This window comes from Microbulbifer sp. S227A (assembly GCF_049800935.1).
Genome location: NZ_JBNAFZ010000008.1, coordinates 234,348 through 254,889, shown reverse-complemented (window position 1 = coordinate 254,889; position 20,542 = coordinate 234,348). Strand labels below are relative to the sequence as shown.

18 protein-coding genes and 1 tRNA gene are annotated in these 20,542 nt (G+C 63.0%); 5 read left to right on the top strand and 14 right to left on the bottom strand.

Going from position 1 to position 20,542, the window contains the following annotated elements; genetic code table 11:
• Positions 1-56 precede the first annotated feature (56 nt).
• Both ACP15R_RS19245 and ACP15R_RS19240 read left to right on the top strand, forming a co-directional pair.
• Entirely contained in the window at positions 57-722 is a 666-nt protein-coding gene (locus ACP15R_RS19245; protein ID WP_424987858.1) for a hypothetical protein, read from the top strand.
• 49 nt (positions 723-771) lie between these two features.
• Positions 772-1,311: a HugZ family protein gene (locus ACP15R_RS19240; protein ID WP_424987857.1), complete on the top strand. Its 540-nt coding sequence runs from the start codon at positions 772-774 to the stop codon at positions 1,309-1,311.
• Here ACP15R_RS19240 and ACP15R_RS19235 read toward each other — a convergent pair.
• From ACP15R_RS19235 to ACP15R_RS19225, 3 genes are all read right to left on the bottom strand, one after another.
• Positions 1,283-3,568 (bottom strand): hypothetical protein, encoded by a 2,286-nt coding sequence (locus ACP15R_RS19235; RefSeq protein WP_424987856.1) that lies wholly within the window; start codon positions 3,566-3,568, stop codon positions 1,283-1,285. The genes ACP15R_RS19240 and ACP15R_RS19235 overlap by 29 nt on opposite strands.
• 157 nt (positions 3,569-3,725) lie before the next feature.
• Complete coding sequence (locus tag ACP15R_RS19230) at positions 3,726-4,100, bottom strand: DUF4864 domain-containing protein (RefSeq protein WP_424987855.1); 375 nt, start codon at positions 4,098-4,100, stop codon at positions 3,726-3,728.
• 122 nt (positions 4,101-4,222) lie between these two features.
• The gene (locus ACP15R_RS19225) at positions 4,223-5,797 is read right to left on the bottom strand and encodes a lysine--tRNA ligase (protein WP_424987854.1); all 1,575 of its coding nucleotides are present in this window, start codon (positions 5,795-5,797) and stop codon (positions 4,223-4,225) included.
• A gap of 201 nt (positions 5,798-5,998) precedes the next feature.
• On the opposite strand from ACP15R_RS19225, the gene ACP15R_RS19220 reads away from it, so the two are divergent.
• Positions 5,999-6,421, top strand: a complete 423-nt coding sequence (locus ACP15R_RS19220; RefSeq protein ID WP_424987853.1) for a tellurite resistance TerB family protein — start codon at positions 5,999-6,001, stop codon at positions 6,419-6,421.
• A 20-nt stretch (positions 6,422-6,441) separates the two neighbouring features.
• Here ACP15R_RS19220 and dacB read toward each other — a convergent pair whose 3' ends face one another.
• The 5 genes from dacB to ACP15R_RS19195 all read right to left on the bottom strand — a co-directional run bounded on the left by dacB (position 6,442) and on the right by ACP15R_RS19195 (position 11,291).
• Positions 6,442-7,944, bottom strand: a complete 1,503-nt coding sequence (gene dacB, locus ACP15R_RS19215) for a D-alanyl-D-alanine carboxypeptidase/D-alanyl-D-alanine endopeptidase (RefSeq protein WP_424987852.1) — start codon at positions 7,942-7,944, stop codon at positions 6,442-6,444.
• A gap of 126 nt (positions 7,945-8,070) precedes the next feature.
• The gene (locus ACP15R_RS19210; protein WP_424987851.1) at positions 8,071-8,379 is read right to left on the bottom strand and encodes a hypothetical protein; all 309 of its coding nucleotides are present in this window, start codon (positions 8,377-8,379) and stop codon (positions 8,071-8,073) included.
• Complete coding sequence (locus ACP15R_RS19205; protein WP_424987850.1) at positions 8,369-9,994, bottom strand: S1 family peptidase; 1,626 nt, start codon at positions 9,992-9,994, stop codon at positions 8,369-8,371. Before ACP15R_RS19205 ends, ACP15R_RS19210 begins: the two co-directional genes overlap by 11 nt.
• Positions 9,988-10,581, bottom strand: coding sequence for a trypco2 family protein (locus tag ACP15R_RS19200; protein WP_424987848.1), 594 nt, complete (start codon positions 10,579-10,581; stop codon positions 9,988-9,990). The genes ACP15R_RS19205 and ACP15R_RS19200 overlap by 7 nt, the downstream gene beginning before the upstream one ends.
• Positions 10,582-10,673: 92 nt before the next feature.
• The gene (locus ACP15R_RS19195) at positions 10,674-11,291 is read right to left on the bottom strand and encodes a nicotinate-nucleotide adenylyltransferase (protein WP_424987847.1); all 618 of its coding nucleotides are present in this window, start codon (positions 11,289-11,291) and stop codon (positions 10,674-10,676) included.
• 150 nt (positions 11,292-11,441) lie between these two features.
• Here ACP15R_RS19195 and ettA point away from each other — a divergent pair, with 150 nt between their 5' ends.
• Positions 11,442-13,091 carry an energy-dependent translational throttle protein EttA gene (ettA, locus tag ACP15R_RS19190; protein WP_424987846.1) on the top strand — a complete coding sequence of 550 codons (1,650 nt, stop codon included), beginning with the start codon at positions 11,442-11,444 and terminating at the stop codon, positions 13,089-13,091.
• Between the two features lie 264 nt (positions 13,092-13,355).
• Here ettA and lipB read toward each other — a convergent pair whose 3' ends face one another.
• The gene (lipB, locus tag ACP15R_RS19185) at positions 13,356-14,006 is read right to left on the bottom strand and encodes a lipoyl(octanoyl) transferase LipB (RefSeq protein ID WP_424987845.1); all 651 of its coding nucleotides are present in this window, start codon (positions 14,004-14,006) and stop codon (positions 13,356-13,358) included.
• 130 nt (positions 14,007-14,136) lie between these two features.
• Here lipB and ACP15R_RS19180 point away from each other — a divergent pair.
• Positions 14,137-14,223 (top strand) — tRNA-Leu (locus tag ACP15R_RS19180).
• A gap of 246 nt (positions 14,224-14,469) precedes the next feature.
• On the opposite strand, the gene murD is transcribed toward ACP15R_RS19180, so the two are convergent.
• The 5 genes from murD to ACP15R_RS19155 form a co-directional block, all read right to left on the bottom strand.
• Positions 14,470-15,879 carry a UDP-N-acetylmuramoyl-L-alanine--D-glutamate ligase gene (gene murD / locus ACP15R_RS19175; RefSeq protein WP_424987844.1) on the bottom strand — a complete coding sequence of 470 codons (1,410 nt, stop codon included), beginning with the start codon at positions 15,877-15,879 and terminating at the stop codon, positions 14,470-14,472.
• Complete coding sequence (locus ACP15R_RS19170) at positions 15,876-16,451, bottom strand: DedA family protein (RefSeq protein WP_424987842.1); 576 nt, start codon at positions 16,449-16,451, stop codon at positions 15,876-15,878. The genes murD and ACP15R_RS19170 overlap by 4 nt, the downstream gene beginning before the upstream one ends.
• A 66-nt stretch (positions 16,452-16,517) precedes the next feature.
• Positions 16,518-17,600: a phospho-N-acetylmuramoyl-pentapeptide-transferase gene (gene mraY, locus ACP15R_RS19165; RefSeq protein WP_424987841.1), complete on the bottom strand. Its 1,083-nt coding sequence runs from the start codon at positions 17,598-17,600 to the stop codon at positions 16,518-16,520.
• Positions 17,601-17,611: 11 nt separating this feature from the next.
• Positions 17,612-19,036 (bottom strand): UDP-N-acetylmuramoyl-tripeptide--D-alanyl-D-alanine ligase, encoded by a 1,425-nt coding sequence (locus ACP15R_RS19160; protein WP_424987840.1) that lies wholly within the window; start codon positions 19,034-19,036, stop codon positions 17,612-17,614.
• A complete protein-coding gene (locus ACP15R_RS19155; protein ID WP_424987839.1) occupies positions 19,033-20,526 on the bottom strand; it encodes a UDP-N-acetylmuramoyl-L-alanyl-D-glutamate--2,6-diaminopimelate ligase in 1,494 nt (497 codons plus the stop codon). Before ACP15R_RS19155 ends, ACP15R_RS19160 begins: the two co-directional genes overlap by 4 nt.
• Between the last annotated feature and the right edge of the window lie 16 nt (positions 20,527-20,542).

Here is a 20,542-nt window from a genome sequence, read left to right as displayed (position 1 = left end):
TCCGGTTAAAGCGCTGTTAACCAAGCTTGCCGATGCTGGCGCATGGAGGGTGCGCGATGCGGTTCGCGATTGCTGCTTTGCTGGTTTGCGTGGTTTGCGTACCTCCGGTTCACGCCGGGGCCTGGCTGCGCGAGCACAAGACCTCGTTCCTGTCCTTTGGCTCCACCGTGCGCGGTAACAAGGTTTCGCTCCCTGATTACGAAACCAAGATCTACGCGGAATACGGGCTGTTTCCCGGCATGACCCTCGGCGTCGATGTGAACGACGTGCGCGCCAAATCGGCCCATGCGCTGCTCTTTGCGCGCTTTCCCATCGGCAAGGCCGACAACCGCACGCGCTATGCGGTGGAAATCGGCGTCGGCAAGCACCGTCAACAGATGCAGTGGTTTCCCATGTACAAGGCCGCCCTCGCCGTGGGGCGCGGTTTCGAAAGCCGTTGGGGAAACGGATGGATGGGCGCAGAGCTGGCCTATGAGGTGCGCAGCGCCCTGCCCGACCCTGCCCTCAAGCTCGACCTGGTGGCCGGCCTGTCTTCGGGGCCGCGCATCCGGCCCCTGCTGAAACTCGAAACCGCCTATGTGCCGAACCAACCCTTCAGCTGGTCGTTCACCCCGGGCATCATGTTCGATGTCGGTGAAAGCATCTGGGTGCTCGGCCTCGAAGGACGCTCGGCAACACAGAGAACCATCGGGCTCACCTTCAACATCTGGCGAAGCTTCTGACCCGCGACAAAGCCTTTATCCCCGCGGCCTTTCCCCATATGCTGAGCGCATGAGCAGCCCGATCCGCCCGACCGATGACGACGCCCGCGCACTTGCCCTGTCGCTGCTTGGTTCGGCGCGAATTGCGGCGCTGGCGGTGCTGACCCCGGATGGTGGCCCATTGGTCACCCGCGTCGGATTTGGCTGCGCGCCCGACGGGGTGCCGATGACGCTGATTTCCGATCTCGCCGCACATAGCCAGGCCCTGCGATCCGACCCGCGCTGTTCGTTGCTGATCGGAGAAGCCGTGGGCAAGGGCGACCCGCTGAACCAACCCCGCCTGTCACTGCAAGCCACCGCGGGTTTTCTGGACAGAACCTCGTCGGAACACGAAAAAATGGCCGCGCATTACCTGCGCGACCACCCCAAGGCCCGGCTCTATGTCGGCTTTGCCGATTTTGCCTTTGCCATTTTCACCGTGACGCGCGGGCACCTGAACGCGGGCTTTGGCAAGGCCTTTGCGCTGACGCCCGCCGATCTCGGTCTTGCCCCGATCCCCGCCGGAGCCCGGCGCGAAACGCCTATCGATCCATCCGCGCAATCACGCTGACTTCACCGCGCACCGCCGAAGGCCAAATCAGCGTCGCCTGATCGCCATTCGCACCCTGTTGCGCCCTGGCATAGGGGGTAACATAGGTCACGCCACCGCCGGAATTGAGGATCGGCCCCTGCGCCATGACGGAATCAACCGACAGGATCCGTCCGCCAAATGGCAGATTTCCGTCGACGCCGATGGTCCAGGCCTGCGAAACGCCAACCGCCTCATGCTGAACCCGGATGGGGTTGGCGGCCTGCATGTCGATGCCGTGAAACGCATTTGCATCGAATGTCAGCTTCTTGGTCCGGGTAAAGTCCAGGCCCGAGAAACTGGTATCCACCCGCTCGACCCGGTCGATATTGCCATTGATGCTGTGGAACCGATTGCCGCTGATGGTGACGCCGTTCAGGAAATGCCCACTGCCATGCGGCTTGACCACGATAAAGGTGAACCACGGCGCCACGTTGCTGCACAGCATGATGTTGTCGGTGATACACATCGCGGCAAAGGAAAAACCGCTGATGAAATCAGGCTCGGGATCGCGTTCGTTGGTCCATTCGATCGTGCAGTTGTCGACATAATTGCCCGTGATGGTGGCGTTGCAATAATTGTCCGCGATCACCAGCCCCGCGGTGCGCACGCCCAGCGTTGTGCCGTCACCCTGGAAAAAGTGATTGCCGATCACCACGCTGTTCGATCCCCCGAGCAGGGCAAAATGCTTGAACCGCGTGGCCCGGTTGTTGCGCAGCTTGGCGTCATTGGCATTGACGTTCAGCGCGATCGACGTGCGGTCGGGGACATCCTCGGCATCCTCCGCTGACAGGAACTGGCACCGGTCCACCAGCAAACCCTGGCATCCGGTCCCGATCGAGGTCACGCCACGATCCTTGGGGCGGGTGATGAAACAGTCGCGCAGATGGAACGCCTTGCCGGTCGGAGACAGCCGGACCCCGCTGGCATGGCCGCCACACTGGAACTCGATGTCGCTCAGAACGAACTTGCTCAGCCCTGCAAAACCGCTGAAGTCCATCAGGTACTTGAAGTCCGAAAAAGTATAGTTCTGGGTGCCTTGCGCATCATACAGCGGCGCGCTCAAGGTCAGTTCTCCGGCCTCGACATTCTTGGAGCGCACATAGATCTCGCGCCCGACACCATTGCCCTGCACCAGGGCCCCCACCGCGATATTGGCGATGTTGGCAACCTCGGTCAGAGTGGTTGCGCTATTCGCCGAATAACTGGCCTCCGATGTGACAACCTCGGTATTCCAGACCGATCCGCCGACGGCGTCGAACTGGCCGTTGCGGATCACCCGCCGGGTCGCATAGCTGGCCTTGTTGGGCACCGCCGCCTGCATGTCCAGCGGCCGGGTCACGCTGATCTTGCGTCCACACATATCCAGCGACTCGTGGTCGGCATTGTTCAAGAGCGCCTGGAACGCCTTGCCAAAAGCCAGTTCCTCGTCGTCAAACGCGTCGATATAGGTCGGCAGATCAAAGCTCTTGGTCAAGAGCAGCATCTTGTCCACCGGCATCGTGACCGTACCTTCGAACGCCACCGGTGCGTTCAGAGTCACGTCCTCCCCAAGGAAATACACCCCGCCCGGAACCAGGATCTTGCGCCCCGCCGCCGCGGCATCGGCGGCGGTAAAGGCCGCGGAATCATCGCTCACGCCGTCGCCGATGGCCCCGTAGTCGCGCACGTCGACAACGCTGATCATGTCGCGCAGGAAAAACCGCGTGACATCCTCGATCTCGATATCGTCGATCCGCACCACGCCGCCATTGGGTCCGGTCAGGTCCAGCCCGAAATGCCCGTAGATCGCATCGGATCCCCAGGCCATATCGACGCCGCCCCGCGCCCCCGGCCCGACGATGGCGGCCACCTCGACCACGTCTCCATAGGTGGCCAGTTCCACCGTCGGGCCCACTTCGATCCTGCCATTGATATGCGTGCCGCCCGCACCTCCGGCCCAACCGGCAATCCGGACCGAGGGCAATGCGCCCGCAATCGCCTTGATGCGGGCCCTGATCTGCAAATAGCAGCCCGGCAGCAAAGGGGTCTCGCCCTTGTACCGCAGCTTCTGCACCGAATTGACTTTCTGCAATTCCAGGCATCCGCCAAAATCCTGGTCCGCGACGACCAGCGCGGCGTTCGTGGCACCCTCATAGCTATCCGAGCCGGGCGTGCCATTGCCGTTGGACCACATGTCCAGACCGTTGCCGAACGCTGGCGGCATAAGCAGGACACCGTCGGTAATTGCCTTGTTCATCCAATTCCCTTTCCCATTGACCGCCACGCGACACACCCGGTCACGCGGCAAAATCCATCAGGTCCGGAATGTCCCCGGACGCGCAGCAAAGGCTCTATTGAAGAACGGTAAAGACCGGCTCACAGCACCGTCACGGTGCCCGCGCCGCCACGCATCGTCAGACGCTGTCAACCGGCGGCTCAAGCAGCAGAACAGCATTGATTTTCCATCGGTTTTCCACGTTTACCATCTGGTAATCCAGCAAGTGCGCCCGCCCCGACGCATCGATGATACGCACCTTTTGCCACAGGCTCCCAGCCTTCTGCCGCAGTTCAAGGTACTGAATGTCGGACGGCTCCAGAACCATTGGATAGCCCCGGCGCACCATCTCGCCAAAGTTCTCGGCATTGCGAAACACCCGGCGAAGCGCCGGACTTGCATGTGAAAAGGCAAGCCCGAGATCATCCGAGCGAAACGCCTCGATCTGGGCATCGATCGTCGCCGCGATCTCATCCTGTTGCGCCAGCGGCGCACCTGCCAGCAAGGTGAACACCACAAGACACAACGACCGCAGCCAACTGGCGCAGGCGTTCTGACATCTCGTGCCAACAGGCCCGCACCCTGCGAGGGCCGCGTCACGCCGCGGCCCCGTGCTCCAAATGCGGCCCCGCCGGATCAGGCCAGTTCCCCAGCCAGCGCCTGATCAATCAGCGCCACGGTTTCATCCACGCCATAAAGCGCTATAAAGCCGCCGAACCGCGGCCCCTGGCTCGCCCCCAGAAGCACTTCGTAAAGTGCCGTGAACCAGCCGCGCAGCGGATCGAACCGGTCGCGTCCCACCGCGTAGACGATGGACTGCAGCGCCTCATCCTCGACAGGGCCGTCATAGGCCGCCAATTGCGCGCGCAATTCAACCAGCGCCTCGCGCTCAGCGTCGGTCGGTGCGCGGAACGCGCGCGTCGGTTTGACGAAGTCGTTGAAATACTTGACCGCAAACCCCGCCGCCGCGTCGAGATCCGGATGGCTTTCGGCGCTGGCATCGGGCGCATAGCGGCGAATGAACCCCCAGAGCTGGTCCTTGTCCTCGGCACCGGACACCGAGGCCAGGTTCAGCAACATGGAAAACGGCACGATCAGCGTGCTCTCGGGCACATCGCCCCCGTGGATATGCCAGACAGGGTTGTTCACCTGCGCCTTGGCATCCTGCGTCGGGAACGCGCGCAACTGTTGGTGATACTCGTCCACCGCCTTGGGAATCACGTCGAAATACATCCGCTTGGCAGTCTTGGGCTTCTGATACATGAAATAGGCCAGGCTCTCGGTGCTGGCATAGGTCAGCCACTCATCGATGCTGACCCCGTTGCCCGAAGACTTGGAAATCTTCTGCCCGTTTTCGTCCAGGAACAGCTCATAGGTGAAATGCTCGGGCGGGCGCACGCCCAGCACCTTGCAGATCCCGTCATAGATCGGCGTATTCGTGGAATGGTCCTTGCCATACATTTCGAAATCGACTTCCAACGCCGCCCAGCGGGCACCGAAATCGGGTTTCCACTGCAATTTCACGTTGCCGCCCGTCACCGGCAGCGTCCATTCCTTGCCGTCCTCGTCATCAAAAGTGATGGTGCCCTCGGCGGCATTCACTTCTTTCATCGGCACGTACAGCACCCGCCCGGTTTCCGGGTGAATCGGCAAAAAGATCGAATAGGTCTGCTGACGCTCTTCGCGCAGGGATTTCAGCATGATCTTCATGATGTCGTCATAGCGCTCGGCGGCGCGCAGCAGGATCGCGTCGAACTGCCCGGAATTGTAGAACTCGGTGGCGCTGATGAATTCATATTCGAAACCGAACGTATCGAGGAACCGCCGCAGCATCGCGTTGTTATGCGCGCCAAAGCTCTCGAATTCGCCAAACGGGTCCGGCACGCGGGTCAACGGCTCTTGCAGATGCTCCTTGAGCATCTCCTGGTTGGGCACGTTGCCGGGCACCTTGCGCATCCCGTCCAGATCGTCGGAAAAACAGATCAGCCGCGTGGGAATGTCGCTGATGGTTTCAAACGCCTTGCGGATCATCGTCGTGCGCGCGACCTCGCCAAAGGTGCCGATATGCGGCAGCCCAGACGGACCATAGCCGGTTTCAAACAGCACATAGCCCTTCTCCGGCGAAGCCTTCTGATAGCGTTTCACCAGCTTGCGGGCCTCTTCAAAAGGCCAGGCCTTGGACGCCAGTGCAGCTTCGCGCAATTCAGACATGTGACACTCCGAAAACAGGGGGCCGCGCACCCCGCGCGGCAGTGGGGCATTCCCTATTGCGCCGCCGTGGCCCCGTCAACATGGCGCACACCAATCCGGCATGGCATCGGGGGCGGCAAATGATCGCCGCTTGCTATTGTACTGGCACAGCGCCGCCAATATCCTCATGCCAGACCAAGCCAACCAGAAGGAACCCGCGCAGTGCAAGATTCGTCGTCCAGCCAGCTCAGCCCACAAGACTGCCTTGTCGCGCTGATGATCGCGGTTTCCGCATCCGACGAGGATCTTCGCACCTCCGAACTGGTCAAGATCCAGTCGTCGATCAACATGCTTCCGGTCTTTGCCGAATATGACATCGACCGGCTCAAGCAAACCTCGCAGGTGGTGTTTGACCTCTTCGAACAGGAAGACGGGCTGGACGCGCTCTTTGGGCTCATTCGCGACAACCTGCCGGAACGACTGTTTGAAACCGCCTATGCCCTGGCCTGCGATGTGGCGGCGGCGGATGGCACGCTGCACGAACCCGAGCTGCGCCTGCTCGAAGAAATTCGGTATGAATTGAACATCGACCGGCTGCATGCCGCCGCGATCGAGCGTGGATCGCGGGCCCGCCACCTGACCTGATCCCCGGCATCGCACCGGCTTCAGGTCCCGTAGAGCGCACCCCAGCGTTCGATCAATTGCTGTTGCAAAGTCTTGGCTCGCCGGTTCCAGCTGCGCGCACCCTTGGGCCGTTCACGGTCGGCACGGGGAATGCGGCTGCGGGCATCGGTATCGGCGGCAAAAATGGCAAAGGCCAGCTCGGTGCCGTCGGTGGCCGTCATATAACCGCCAAGCCCCGATACAAAATTCAGCGTCCCGGTCTTGGCATTCACCGTGATCGGGTGCGCCTTGTTGGACCGGCCCTGGGCGTCGCGCAGGACAAAGGGTTTCAAAAGAGGCCGCAAGACATCGTCCCGGCGCGCGTTCACCAATGCGGCAACCAGGTCCTGCGGCGTCATCCGCGACTCTTCGCCCAGCCCCGAATGATCGACCAGGCGGGTTCCCGACATCCCGAACCGCTCGGCGGCCCAGCGGCTCATCGCGTCGGCGGATGAGCGTAAACTGTCCGGGTGCCCGCCACGCGCGACGCTGGCGCTCATGCCGACCATTTCGGCGGTCAGGTTGGTCGAGTATTTCAGCATCGCCTTGACGATCGCGACCAGCCGGGCACTCTCATGGGTCGCCAGCACTTCACTCCCTTGCGGCAGCCCCCCGGTGATCTGCGCGGCGGGCAACACGATGCCCTGCGCCCGCGCCATGGTCCGGAACACGTCACCGGCATACAGCCCCGGCCGGCGTACCGGCAACCATCGGGCACCGCCCCCGCCCAATGCCCCGCGCGCGACCGTCCATTGATCGACACTGCCCGCATCCTCGTAGGTATAGACCGGCAGGCTGCGCGACACGACTTTCATCTGGGCCATCGCCACTTCGGGGCGATAGCGTTCGGTGCGGGCGTCCATTGCCACCCGATAGCTCTTGCCAGAGGCGCGCCACTCGAAATGCACCCGGTTGAAATTCAGCGCGATGCCGCTCACCGCCGGGCTGTATCCCACGTGATCCGGCTGGCCGGGATCGATCGTGTTCACGAAAGGCAACGCCCCCTCATAAACCTTGAACGCACCGCGCAGCTCGCGAATTCCCGCGCTCTTCAGGGCGCTGGCCAGCGTGGCCAGGTCATCGGTGGTCAGGATCGGATCGCCGCCGCCCGCCAGGATCAGGTCTCCCTCCAGGATGCCGTTGCGGATCGGACCCGCCGCCAGCAGCCGCGTCCGGAAACGGTAGTCAGGGCCGAGCGTTTCCAGCGCATAGAGCGCGGTCAGCGCCTTGGCGACGCTGGCGGGCGGCAATCCGGTCGTTCCGTTTGCCGCCTCCAGTTCGAGCCCGGTCTCGACATCCGCCACCGCACAGACGACATCCCCGCTCAGCCCGAAACGGGCGATCAACGCATCGACACCGCCCCCGGCCATGCGCGCGAACTCGGCCGTGCGGGCTCGCGGGCGCAAAGAGGTCTGCGGCGGTGCCGCCTGCCCCACCCCCGGAAGCACAAGCGCCCCGAGCCCGGCCATGACAAAGCGCCGGGTTCTGTTTGTTTTCAAGGTCATGTCACGTTGTCTTGCCTGATCATGTCATGTTCCACGCCCGCATTCAGCGTCGGGCGAACAACCCTACGCCTAGGACAGTAGCCGCCGTTCAACCAAAAACACAAGCGCCATCCCGCGCCCCCCGGATCAGTTCACATTGCCCCAGACAGGCCCGTATACCGACGGGCAATAACAAGGGGCCCCGATGCACAATGGCTGGTAGAGCTGGCAGGTGCCATAGAAGGTCACGCAATAATACCCGGTGCCATAGGGGCACATGTTATACTGGACCGGCTGCAACAAGCTGTCGAGCGCCGGTTCGACATCACAGGAATTGCGCGTGTCCTGCGCATCGATCGCGGGCATGGCGCGGCATTGCAAGGCCCCCTCCGCCCCCGCCCCGTCGGCGCCAAGGGCAAACGCCACAAGCAGGCCCAATAGCAACCTAGCGCCCATGGCCAACCTCCTGAATGGGGTCAAGCGACAGAACTACCTTTTCATAGGGATGCCGCAGGGTTTCGCTGCTACCATCGCTGAACACGGCAGCGATCGAAAACACGATCTCCTTGTAGGGGTTGCCATTGATCATGTCGGGCAAACCGTTTTCCAGATAGCTCTTGATGATCTCGCCCTCGCGCCGCAGCTGGTTTTGCCCGTCCTTGACGATGTGGTACTTTTCCGGGTGCGAATTGAAATCCGCGATGACCTGCCCCAGCATCATCTGATGCATGCTCGAACATTGCCACAGCAACATGGTCAGATCGACGATGTTCGACGTCATCGAACCGGTGACCTGCAACGGGTATCGCGGGCTGCGCGGCGGCGGCGGCAAGGCCCCGGCACCGCCCGATGTTGCCACCATGTAGACCGGTATCGTCATCTCGTAGCGGTAATTGGCGAACATCTTGTCCCTCAGCGCCTGCAATTGCACCGCCACCGAGTTGAACAGCAGCAGCGAGGCAAGGGCCGGGTCCCTCGGAATACAGGAATGGCTCACATCGAATTTCGCCGGATCGGGCGCATTGGCCCAGCGGCGTTCGAACATGAATTGCGGCAGGTACACGTCATCCTTGCCCGGTTGCCTTACCCGCAAGAACCCGCTCTGCTTGCCGAGCAATTCCGGCACGCTGAGAAAACTGTACATCTCTTCAAAGGCTTCCAGCGCGTGTACGATTTCATCCTTGCGCGCGATATAGTCGAGCATCGCCTCGTGATGGTCGCCCAGAACCCGGTTCTGCTTGTCCACCGCAACGCCAAAGGTCCATAATGGTCCCTCCAGCATCGGCGAAGGGATCAGGCGGCTGACCGCGTTTTTCTCTTCCCAGTCGCGCAGGATCGTCATGCCGACGACACGCCCGTTCTCGAGTACCACGGGGCCGCCGCTGAACCCGTGCTCCACCGCCTCGGACAGCTCGATCAGCCCCAGCTCATCCTCGGCCCGGCGCACGCCGGTCTTGAACGCGTTGAAACCGCGCAGCGGGCAATGAAACCCGTTTCCCTGCCCGGCCCATCTCGGCGCGTCTTTGGTCCAGTCGGCACATTTCGCCGGGAAACCGATGGGGAAATGCGGGGCGCTGTAATAGGGGTAGTCCAGCTGCGAGGCATCCACCGTCGGGTCCAGGTGCCAATCGATCTCCACCGGCCTGACCCCGTTTAGACAATGGCCGTCCTCATCGCGCTTGGCCCAAGTATGCGGCCGGATACGCAGCGCCGCGATATCGCGGAACACGCTGGCCCCGATCAGGTCCGCCAGAACCCGGCATTCCCTGCCCGCCCCCGAGAAATTGACCTGGTAAATGCTTTTGACAAAAGAGATTTTTCCATTTGGCACACGCCTTTGATTGATCGATTCAAGCACATGCCAGGCGGTGACGATATGGCCCTGGTTGCTGACCAGGAACCCGGTGCCCGAGCTGCGCGCATCCCCAAGGCGCACCACGGAATGCTTGATGACCTCGGCCACCTTGGGCGGGTAGGAATCGGGGTTCAGCTCTTGCGCCCAAGCCGCCGTCCCCCCGACCGCCAGCCCGAGCCAAAGACCCGGGAGCAGCCCCCGCAGTGCCGCTAGCATCCGCCGTCAACCGACGGGCCAAGGTTCAGCACGACCTCGTGCTGATCCTGCGATCCCGTACCGGCCTCCCCGGTCACGATGACTTCCAATTTGCCTGATTGCGCGCGCTCGATCTGAAACCCGGTCTGGATGACAATTTCCTGAACCATGAGCGCATCGTCATTGCCTGCCGTTTCCTCGATCTGTTCCTTGGTCTGCCGGATCAGGTCGCCAAATCCCAGCACCACCTGTGCGCTGCCCCCGACCTGTTCCATGCCTCCTGCCTCGCGCGGCACAAGCGTCAGCTTGATACGGCTGGTGTGTCTGTTGTTCTCGGAGGACTCGGCGCTGCCGCCCAGCTTGATCCCGAAAACCTCGAACTTGCCGTTCACCCCCGACTTGGTCTGAACATGCGTCTGGGCGAGAAAGCTGAAATCCACCGACGTGATGGCAAAGCTGCAACGGAACCCGGTTTCACCCTGCACATTGCGGATCTCTGCCTTGAACGCGTCGATCACGTCCGAGATCGGCAGAACGGTTTCCTGTCCCGTCGCCCATGCCGGAGCCGCGGCAATAATCGCGGCAAAAGTAGCGGTACGAAATACCATGCGAACCTCCCAAGAGGCGAGCTTGTTCAAAAATAACAACCTACCTTAGCGGAATCCTTGTAAAAAATAAAGTATGCACAACCTGCATTGCCTCAGCGCCGAACCGGGGCCTGCCCATTGAAACGCTGCGCCCGAATCGCGGTCGAGCTCAGGTTGACCATCGGCACATTCACGAAACACCAGGCAGGAGCCACAGCATGTTTCAGGGTCTGGCTGGCCTGCCCGCTGATCCGATAGCGTCGATAGATGCGCGCCGCTGGTGACATGCGGGCCGAAATGCGGTCTCCGGGGCGCGCCAGAACCCCCAGGGGCACCGATCGCATGATGTCATGCCAGTCTCTCCAGCGGTGAAACTGCGCAAGGTTGTCCGCCCCCATCAACCAGACAAAGCGCACTCCGGGATAGAGCAGGCGCAGATGCCTGAGCGTATCCGCCGTCGCCCGAGTCCCCAGACGCGCCTCGATATCGGTGACCTGTACGCGGGGATGCTCCATCATGTGACGCGCCGCGCGGATCCGGCTCGCCATCGGTGCGGGGCCACGCGCCTTGAGCAAATTGCCCGGAGAGATCAGCCACCAGACACGATCCAGCCCGAACCGTTTCAATGCCTCGCGGGTGACATGCACATGCCCCGCATGGGGCGGGTCAAAGGACCCGCCAAACAGACCTATGCTTTGACCCGGCCGGGCCTGGGGAAAATCACAACGCATCGGCGCAGTGATGGTCGCAAAACAACGCGCGTGTCAAACAGAACCCGAAGCGGAACCATCGGCGTGTTGCGTCACCGGGCGCAGGCGATTGCGCTTGCGCCGCCGACTGTCTAAGTAGGCCCAACCCTATTTGCGACGCGGAGTGCGATCATGGCTGCCTATCAATTCGTCTATCACATGCAAGGGGTCTCCAAGACCTATCCCGGCGGCAAGAAATGCTTTGAAAACATCCACCTGAATTTCCTGCCCGGCGTGAAAATCGGTGTTGTCGGCGTCAACGGCGCGGGTAAATCCACCCTGATGAAAATCATGGCCGGGCTCGACAAGGATTTCACCGGCGAGGCCTGGGCCGCCGAGGGCGCCAAGGTCGGCTATCTGCCGCAGGAGCCCAAGCTGGATGAGAGCCTCTCGGTGCGCGAAAACGTCATGCTGGGCGTTGCCCCCAAAAAGGCGATCCTTGACCGCTACAACGAACTGGCGATGAACTACAGCGACGAAACCGCCGATGAGATGGCCGAGCTGCAAGACAAGATCGATGCCGAAAACCTCTGGGATCTCGACAGCCAGATCGACGTGTCGATGGAGGCCCTGCGCTGCCCGCCGGACGATGCGGAAATCGCCAACCTCTCGGGCGGTGAAAAGCGTCGCGTCGCGCTTTGCAAACTGCTGCTCGAAGCGCCCGACATGCTGCTGCTTGACGAACCGACCAACCACCTGGATGCGGAAACCATCGCGTGGCTGCAACAGCACCTGATCGACTACAAGGGCACGATCCTGATCGTCACCCACGACCGGTATTTCCTTGATGACATCACCGGTTGGATTCTCGAACTCGACCGAGGCCGCGGCATCCCGTACGAGGGCAACTATTCCGCATGGCTCGAACAAAAGGCCAAACGGCTCGAGCAGGAAGCCCGCGAAGACAAGTCCAGGCAGAAAACGCTGGAACGCGAACTGGAATGGATGCGTCAGGGTGCCAAGGCCCGCCAGGCAAAATCCAAGGCCCGGATCAACGCCTATAACGACCTTGCCGAACAGTCCGAGCGCGAGAAACTGACCCGCGCCCAGATCGTCATTCCCAACGGTCCGCGCCTTGGCTCCAAGGTGATCGAAGTCACCGGCCTGTCCAAACACATGGGCGACAAGCAATTGATCGAAGGGCTGGATTTCTCCCTGCCCCCCGGCGGCATTGTCGGCGTGATCGGCCCCAACGGTGCCGGTAAATCGACCCTGTTCAAAATGCTGACCGGTCAGGAAAAACCCGATGCGGGCACCGTTGAATACGGCGACACGGTCGATCTGTCCTATGTCGATCAGTCCCGCGATGACCTCAACGCCAACGACACCGTGTGGGAGGCGATCACCGGCGGAGCCGAGATCATCGAACTTGGTGATGCACAGGTCAATTCCCGCGCCTATTGTTCGTCTTTCAACTTCAAGGGCGGCGATCAGCAGAAAAAGGTCGGCCTGCTCTCGGGCGGTGAACGCAACCGCGTGCACATGGCCCGCCTTTTGAAAGAAGGCGGCAACGTGCTGCTGCTGGATGAACCGACCAACGACCTTGACGTCGAAACCCTCCGCGCTTTGGAAGACGCGCTGGTCGACTTCGCCGGCTGCGCCGTGGTCATCTCGCACGACCGGTTCTTCCTCGACCGCATCTGCACCCACATCCTCGCCTTCGAAGGCGACGCCCACGTGGAATGGTTCGAAGGCAACTTCGAGGACTACGAAGAAGACAAGAAACGTCGTCTGGGCGACGTCGAACCCACACGGATGAAGTTCAAGAAGTTCACGCGCTGACAGAATGGCGACAAGCCATCGGGCCGGAATGTTCCAATCGCGCGCCTAGCTGCGAATTCAGAACCGTTCGAGCAGGGCCTGCCCTTGCCCGAACGGCGACGGAACGCCCCTTCCCTTGTGCGATCAGGAGCTTGAAAAGGTGTCGTCGTCACCCCGCAAAACCCGGCGACTACGCTATCGTTCAGGCCACTGCCCCTGACTAAGGCCTGAGCGCGGGTCAGCCCGCGGCAAACCCGGGGGCCGGCCTCAACAGCAGTCAACCGCCTATTCCCCGAAAACCTCGTCAAAGCTGCGCCGGAGCGCAACGTCGACATCGTTCATCGTGACAGGATGCCCGAGATCGACCAAGCTGGTGACACCGTGTTCAGTGATCCCACAGGGGACGATCCCGGTGAAATGATCAAGCTCCGGTTCGACATTGATCGAGATGCCGTGAAAGCTGATCCATTTGCGCAGGCGGATTCCGATGGCGGCGATCTTGTCCTCGGGATTGGACCCGCTGGCCGTCAGTGGCTTGTCATCGCGGACAACCCAGACGCCGACACGCCCATCGCGGATGTGTCCGGTGACATTGAACTCGGCAAGCGCCGCGATCACCCAGGTTTCAAGCTGCTGCACAAACCGGCGCACATCGCGGCCCCGCTTGCCCACGTCGAGCATCACGTAGACCACGCGCTGACCCGGGCCGTGATAAGTATATTGCCCGCCGCGTTTGGTGGGATAGACCGGAAAGCGGTCGGGGTCGGTCAGGTCCTGTGGCCGGGCGCTGGTCCCGGCGGTGTAGAGCGGTGGGTGCTCGAGCAGCCAAACGCATTCATCGGCCGTCCCCGCAGAAATGCCAGCGGCGCGTTGCTCCATGAAGTCGACGGCCTGATCATAATCGACAAGCCCGTCCGATGTAATCCATTCCACCATGCCGCCGCTTTAACGCGGTGCCGCCGACGAGGGAAGGGGAACATGGATCGACAATCGATCAGAAAGTATGAAATAGCCTCTTCACAAGGTGTTGCGCTTGGTCTATAGCCCGCTCCACCAGCCCTGACGTGCGGTCGTGGCGGAATTGGTAGACGCGCAGCGTTGAGGTCGCTGTGGGGTAACACCCGTGGAAGTTCGAGTCTTCTCGACCGCACCATATCAGACCTGAAAGTCTGTTTCTCTCCTAAAACATTGAATGCAAACGTATATTCGACGACTCAGGCACGCCCGTTCCGGAAGCGGTTTTCGCGGTTCGTAGAGACCGTCACCAACTGTCGCGCATGGCTATTCAACACATGCGGATTGCCTTGGCGCCTGGGATTGCAAGGCACAAGATGTGGCGTGCGGCTGATGGGATCAGGGCCTACCTGCTCGCGATTGCAACTGTCCCTCTCGCGGGACCCTACGAGGCCGGATCCGCCAGCCGCTGGCGGACCTCGGCTGTGAAATCCTCGCCGCGCTGTTCGAAATTGTCATATTGATCGAAACTCGCCGCCGCCGGCGCCAGCAGCACCGTGTCTCCCGGCTCGGCCTCCGCCATGGCGCGTTCCACCGCCTGGGCCATGGTGGTGCAGATCTCGGTTTCCACCTCCAGCTGCATCGCGAAATTCGCCGCCTCGCGCCCGATCACATAGGCCTTGACCACGGCACCGCTTGCCGCGTTCAGTTCGGCCAGACCGCCCTGTTTTTCAAGACCGCCACAGATCCAGCGAATCCGCGCGAATGCGCTCAGCGCCTTGGCCGCGCTGTCCACGTTGGTGGCCTTGCTGTCATTCACATAGGTCACCCCGCCCGCCTCTGCGATGATCTGGCTGCGATGCGGCAGGCCGGGATAGCTGTGCAATGCCTGTTCGATCACCCGCGGGGCCAACCCGAGGGCGCGGCAGGCGGCATAGGCGGCACAGGCATTCTGATGGTTATGCGCCCCCGGCAGGCCCGCGATCTGGCGCAGGTCGATCGAGCCCGCCTGCCGTCCCTTGCGAAACTCCGACAGGAACCCCTTGCGGGCCGCGACCTGCCAGCCCGGACCGGTCGGCTTGCGCGTCACCGACACTCGGATCACCCGGTCATCGGCGGGCCCTTCGGACAATTGCCCGGCCAGGAACTCGCCCTCGGGCTCATCCACGCCCACCACGGCGCGATCCGGCCCGCCCTCGGCAAACAGCCTGCGCTTGGCGGCGAAATACCCCCCATGCCCCGCATGGCGATCCAGGTGATCCGGCGACAGGTTGGTAAAGACCGCGATATCCGGCGTCAGTGCCCGCGCCAGATCGGTCTGGTAACTGCTCAGCTCCAGCACCACGATCTCGCCATCCCCCGGCGGATCGATGTCCAGCACCCCGCGCCCGATATTCCCGGCCAGCTGCGCGCTGCGGCCGCTTTCGGTCAGGATATGATGGATCAGCGCGGCGGTGGTCGATTTCCCGTTTGACCCGGTAACGGCCACTACGCGCGGCGGGCTGTCGAACTTGTCCCATTCCCGCGTCGCAAAGGAGCGAAAGAACAACCCGATATCGTTGTCCACCGGCACACCCGCCCGCAATGCGGCGGCGACCACCGGGTTCGGCGCGGGATAGAGATGCGGAATGCCGGGGCTGACAATCAGCGTGGCAATGTCGTCAAAGGCATCGTTGCGCGACAGGTCGCGACAGGTGAACCCCTCGGCCTCGGCCCTGGCGCGCGCTGCCGGGTTATCATCCCAACAGATCGCAGTCGCGCCACCCGCCCGGAGCGCCCGCGCCGCGCTCAGCCCGGATCGCCCGAGCCCCAGAACCGCAACCTGCCGCTCGGCCATACCCGTGACTGGGATCATCGCGGACCTCTCCTGTGCTTGTTCCACCATCGCAGCGCCAGCACCATCGCCAGCAGCCCGGTCAGGAAAATCGCCGCAGCGAGCCCGAGGTGCAAGTGCAATTCCACATGCCCGAACACCGTGCGTATGGTGCCCCCGACACCAAAGCCCAACCCGCACAGCACCAGCGCCCAGATCAGCGTGGCCAGCAGGTCCAGCAACGCAAAGCGCGGCCAGGGCACCGGCGTCATCCCGATCAGGATCGCGCCGACCGTCTTCATCCCATAGATGAACCGAAATCCCAGCACCGCGGTCACCGGGTACCGTTTGATCCGGGTGCGCAGGGCCGAGACCGGGCCGCGCGCGAGTTGCTTTTGCACAAAGGCCCGGTGCCCGGCATGTCGCCCGAGCAGGAACATCGCATTGTCGATCAGCCACCCGCCAAGCGCCGCCGCGAGCACGACACCGGCAAAGGGCAAGAGGCCGCGATGTGCCAGAACGCCGCCGAGAAAGGCCACGGTGTCGCCTTCGGCCACGGTGCCGACAACGATCCCGGGCAAGCCGAACTCCTGCACCAGCGTCTCAAGCGACACGCATTTCTCCCCGAACAACCACCTGTGTCATTGCACGCCCGTCACGCCTCCGGACGGCACCGCCGATCAGCGCACCTTGAGCGTGGCAAGGCCGATCATCGCAAGGATCAGCGAGATGATCCAGAACCGGATGACGATGGTGGGCTCCGCCCATCCCTTCTTTTCGTAATGGTGGTGGATCGGCGCCATCAGGAACACGCGCTTGCCGGTTTTCTTGAAGTACAGCACCTGGATGATGACGCTGAGCGCTTCGACCACGAACAGCCCGCCGACCACCGCCAGCACCAGCTCGTGCTTGGTGGCAACCGCGATGGCCCCGAGCGCGCCGCCAAGCGCGAGCGAGCCGGTATCGCCCATGAACACGGCTGCGGGCGGCGCATTGTACCACAGGAAGCCAAGCCCGCCGCCGAACAGGGCCGAGCTGAAGATCAGGATCTCGCCGGTGCCGGGCACATAGTGAACGTCAAGATATTCGGTAAAATCGACCCGCCCGACCGCATAGGCAATCACCCCCAGCGTCGAGGCCGCGATCATCACCGGCATGATCGCCAGACCGTCCAGCCCGTCGGTCAGGTTGACCGCATTGGCCGCCCCGACAATCACGATGACCCCGAAGGGCACATAGAAATATCCGAGATTGATCAGCGTATCCTTGAACACCGGCAGGGCCAGCTGTCCTTGCAGGTTCTCGGGATGGTATTGTGCCGCCCACCACGAGGCGATCACCGCGATCAGGATTCCGAGCAGCAGCCGCAATTTGCCGGGCACGCCCGAGGTGTTCTGTTTGCTGACCTTGGCATAATCATCGGCAAAGCCAATGGCCGCAAAGCTCATCGTCACGAACAGGACCAGCCAGACAAACGGATTGTCCAGCCGCGCCCAAAGCAGCGTGGCGGTGATCAGCGCGCCGACAATCAGCAACCCGCCCATCGTGGGGGTCCCGGCCTTGACAAAGTGACCTTCGGGGCCGTCATCGCGGATCGGCTGGCCTTTGCCCTGCCGTTTGCGCAGCACCGCGATCAACGGCTTGCCAAACAGGAAGCCAAAGATCAGCGCGGTCAGGAAAGCCCCCCCGGCGCGAAAGGTGATGTAACGGAAAAGGTTGAAAAAATCTCCCCCGTCGGACAAGGCCGTCAACCAATAGAGCATCTCAACGCCCCCTACTCATTATCTTGTGTCGCGAATTCCGGCTCGCCATGACTCATTTTGCGGATGGCGTCAACGATCTCGCCCAGCTTCATGCTGAGAGACCCCTTGACCAGCACCACATCGCCCCCATGCACCACTTTTCGCAACACCGCGAGCAGCGCGGCGGCGGTGTCTTCGTGCCGCCCGCGTTTGGCGGCGGGCAGCGCCGCGTGCAGACTGCCCATCAGCGGCCCGACGCAATGCACCGTGTCGATCCGCGCCATTGCCGGCAAATCGGCCAGCGCCGCATGCATTTCCGCCCCCTGCGGGCCCAGTTCCTTCATGTCGCCCAGGATCGCGATGCGCCGCCCCCGCCCGGTTTCGGTCGCCGCCAGCACGTCAAGCGCCGCCGCCACCGATGTCGGGTTGGCGTTATAGGCATCGTCCAGCAGGACCAGGTCGTGATCCGGCTCGACCGGGTCCATGCTGATAATTTCGCGCACGCCGCGCCCCTGGTAGGGGCTCCAGCGCCCGAGGCTGAGCACCGCCAGCGCCGCATCCGCGCCAAGCGCAGTGGTCGCGGCCAGCGCCCCCAGCCCGTTCATGGCAAAATGCCGTCCCGCGGTGGCGATCTTGAACAGCACCGGTTCGCCCTGAACCGTCGCGCGGGCGATGGTCCTGTCACCCGACACCGAGACATCAAGCAGCCGGTACTGGCCCGCAGCGGTTCCAAAATCGACAATCGCGGCCCCCACCTGTTCGGCCTTGGCGCGCAAAATACCGGCGGTGTCGATATCGGCATTCAGGATCGCGGTGCCTCCCGGCTCAAGCCCGTCAAGGATCGCCGCCTTTTCCGCGGCAATTGCCGCCACGTCGGCAAAGGCTTCGAGATGCACCGCGGCCACCGTGGTGATCATCGCCACATGCGGACGGGCCATGCGGGCCAGAGGTTCGATCTCGCCGGGGTGGTTCATGCCGATCTCGATCACCGCGAATTCGGTGTCACGCGGCATCCGCGCCAATGTCAGCGGCACACCCCAATGATTGTTGTAGCTGGCGACACTGGCATGGGTCCGCCCCTGATCGCCCAGCATCCGGGCCAGCATTTCCTTGGTCGAGGTCTTGCCGACGCTGCCGGTCACCGCAACCACGTGGGCCCGGGTTCGGGCACGTGCCGCGCGGCCCAGCCCCTCCAACGCATCCTGTACATCTTCCACGACGAGCAGCGGCGCATCCGCCGCGACCCCATCGGGCCTGTGTGTGACCAGCGCCGCCGCCGCGCCCCCGGCAAGCGCCTGTGCGACAAAATCATGCCCGTCGCGCGCGGCCTTGAGCGCCACGAACAGGTCGCCGGGTTGCAGGCTGCGCGTATCGATCGACACGCCACCGGCGGTCCAATCCCCCTGTGCGCGTCCCCCGGTGGCCTCTGCGGCCTCTTGCGCGGTCCAGAGCGTCATGCCATCCCCCCGTCCAGTGCCGCCACCGCAACGCTGGCCTGTTCCACATCGTCAAAGGGCAACACGTCATCCCCGACGACCTGCCCGGTTTCATGTCCCTTGCCCGCGATCAGGAGGGCGTCGCCCGGCCCCAGCTCGTCAATGGCGCGCAGGATCGCCTCGGCACGGTCGCCCACTTCGGTTGCGTCCGGTGCGCCCTCCAGCACCGCCTTGCGGATCAGGGCCGGGTCTTCGCTGCGCGGGTTGTCATCGGTCACAATGACAAGATCGGCGTTCTCGGACGCCGCGCGGCCCATCAACGGGCGCTTGGTCGCGTCGCGATCCCCGCCCGCCCCGACAATGGCGATCAATCGCCCGAGAACATGGGGACGCAGCGCCGCCAGCGCGGTCGCCACCGCATCGGGCGTATGCGCATAGTCCACGAATACCGTGGCCCCGTTCGAACGGGTCGCGGCCAGCTGCATCCGGCCCCGCACCGTGGTCAGGCGCGGCAGCGTGTCAAACACATCCCCCGGCGCGTCGCCACAGGCAATCGCAAGGCCACAGGCCAAAAGCACGTTCTGCGCCTGAAAGCCCCCCATCAGGTTCAAGCGCAGCTGATACGGTTTGTCGCGATGGGTAAAGCGAATGTCCTGCCCGGTGGAATCAAACCGCTGCGACAGCAGGTTGATATCCCCCAGCCCCCGGCCCGTGGTCACGATCTGCTGTCCGCGCGCGGCGGCGATGGCACGCATTTCCGGCCCCCGGTCATCGTCAAGGTTGATGACGGCGGCACCTTCCGCCGGCAGCACGCGGCGGAACAACCCGGCCTTGGCGGCGAAATAGGCTTCGAACGTGTCGTGATAGTCCAGGTGATCCTGGGTGAAATTGGTGAAACCCGCCGCCGCCAGGTGCACCCCATCCAGGCGGCGCTGCGCCAACCCGTGGCTTGACGCCTCCATCGCCGCATGGGTGATGTCATTGGTCGCCGCATCCGCCAGGGCGCGGTGCAGGGTGATCGGTTCCGGCGTGGTATGGGCCAGCGGCGCGGTCCATGCCCCTTCCACCCCGGTGGTGCCGAGGTTGATCGCCGCGTGGCCCAGCTCGGTCCAGATTTGCCGCAGGAACGTGGCGACCGAGGTCTTGCCGTTGGTGCCGGTCACCGCGACGACGGTGCTGGGTTGTGCCGCGAACCAGAGCGCGGCGGTAAAGGCAAGCGTCTGGCGCGGATCCTCGACCACCACCAGCGCCGCGTCGGACGCCGCCAGTTCGATCTCGGCCAGCGCCGCCCCTTCGGCATCGGTCAGGATCGCCGCCGCCCCCATGCGCAGCGCGTATTTGATGAAATCGCCCCCATGCACGCGGGTTCCGGGCAAGGCCGCGAACAGGAACCCGTCCCTGACCTCGCGGCTGTCCACGGCGAGGCCGGTGATCTGCGGATCACGCCCGCCGCGCGCGGTCAGCGCCAGTTGGCTCAGCGACTTGACCGGCGGTGTTTCGGCTGTACTCATATGCCCGGCCCCCAAG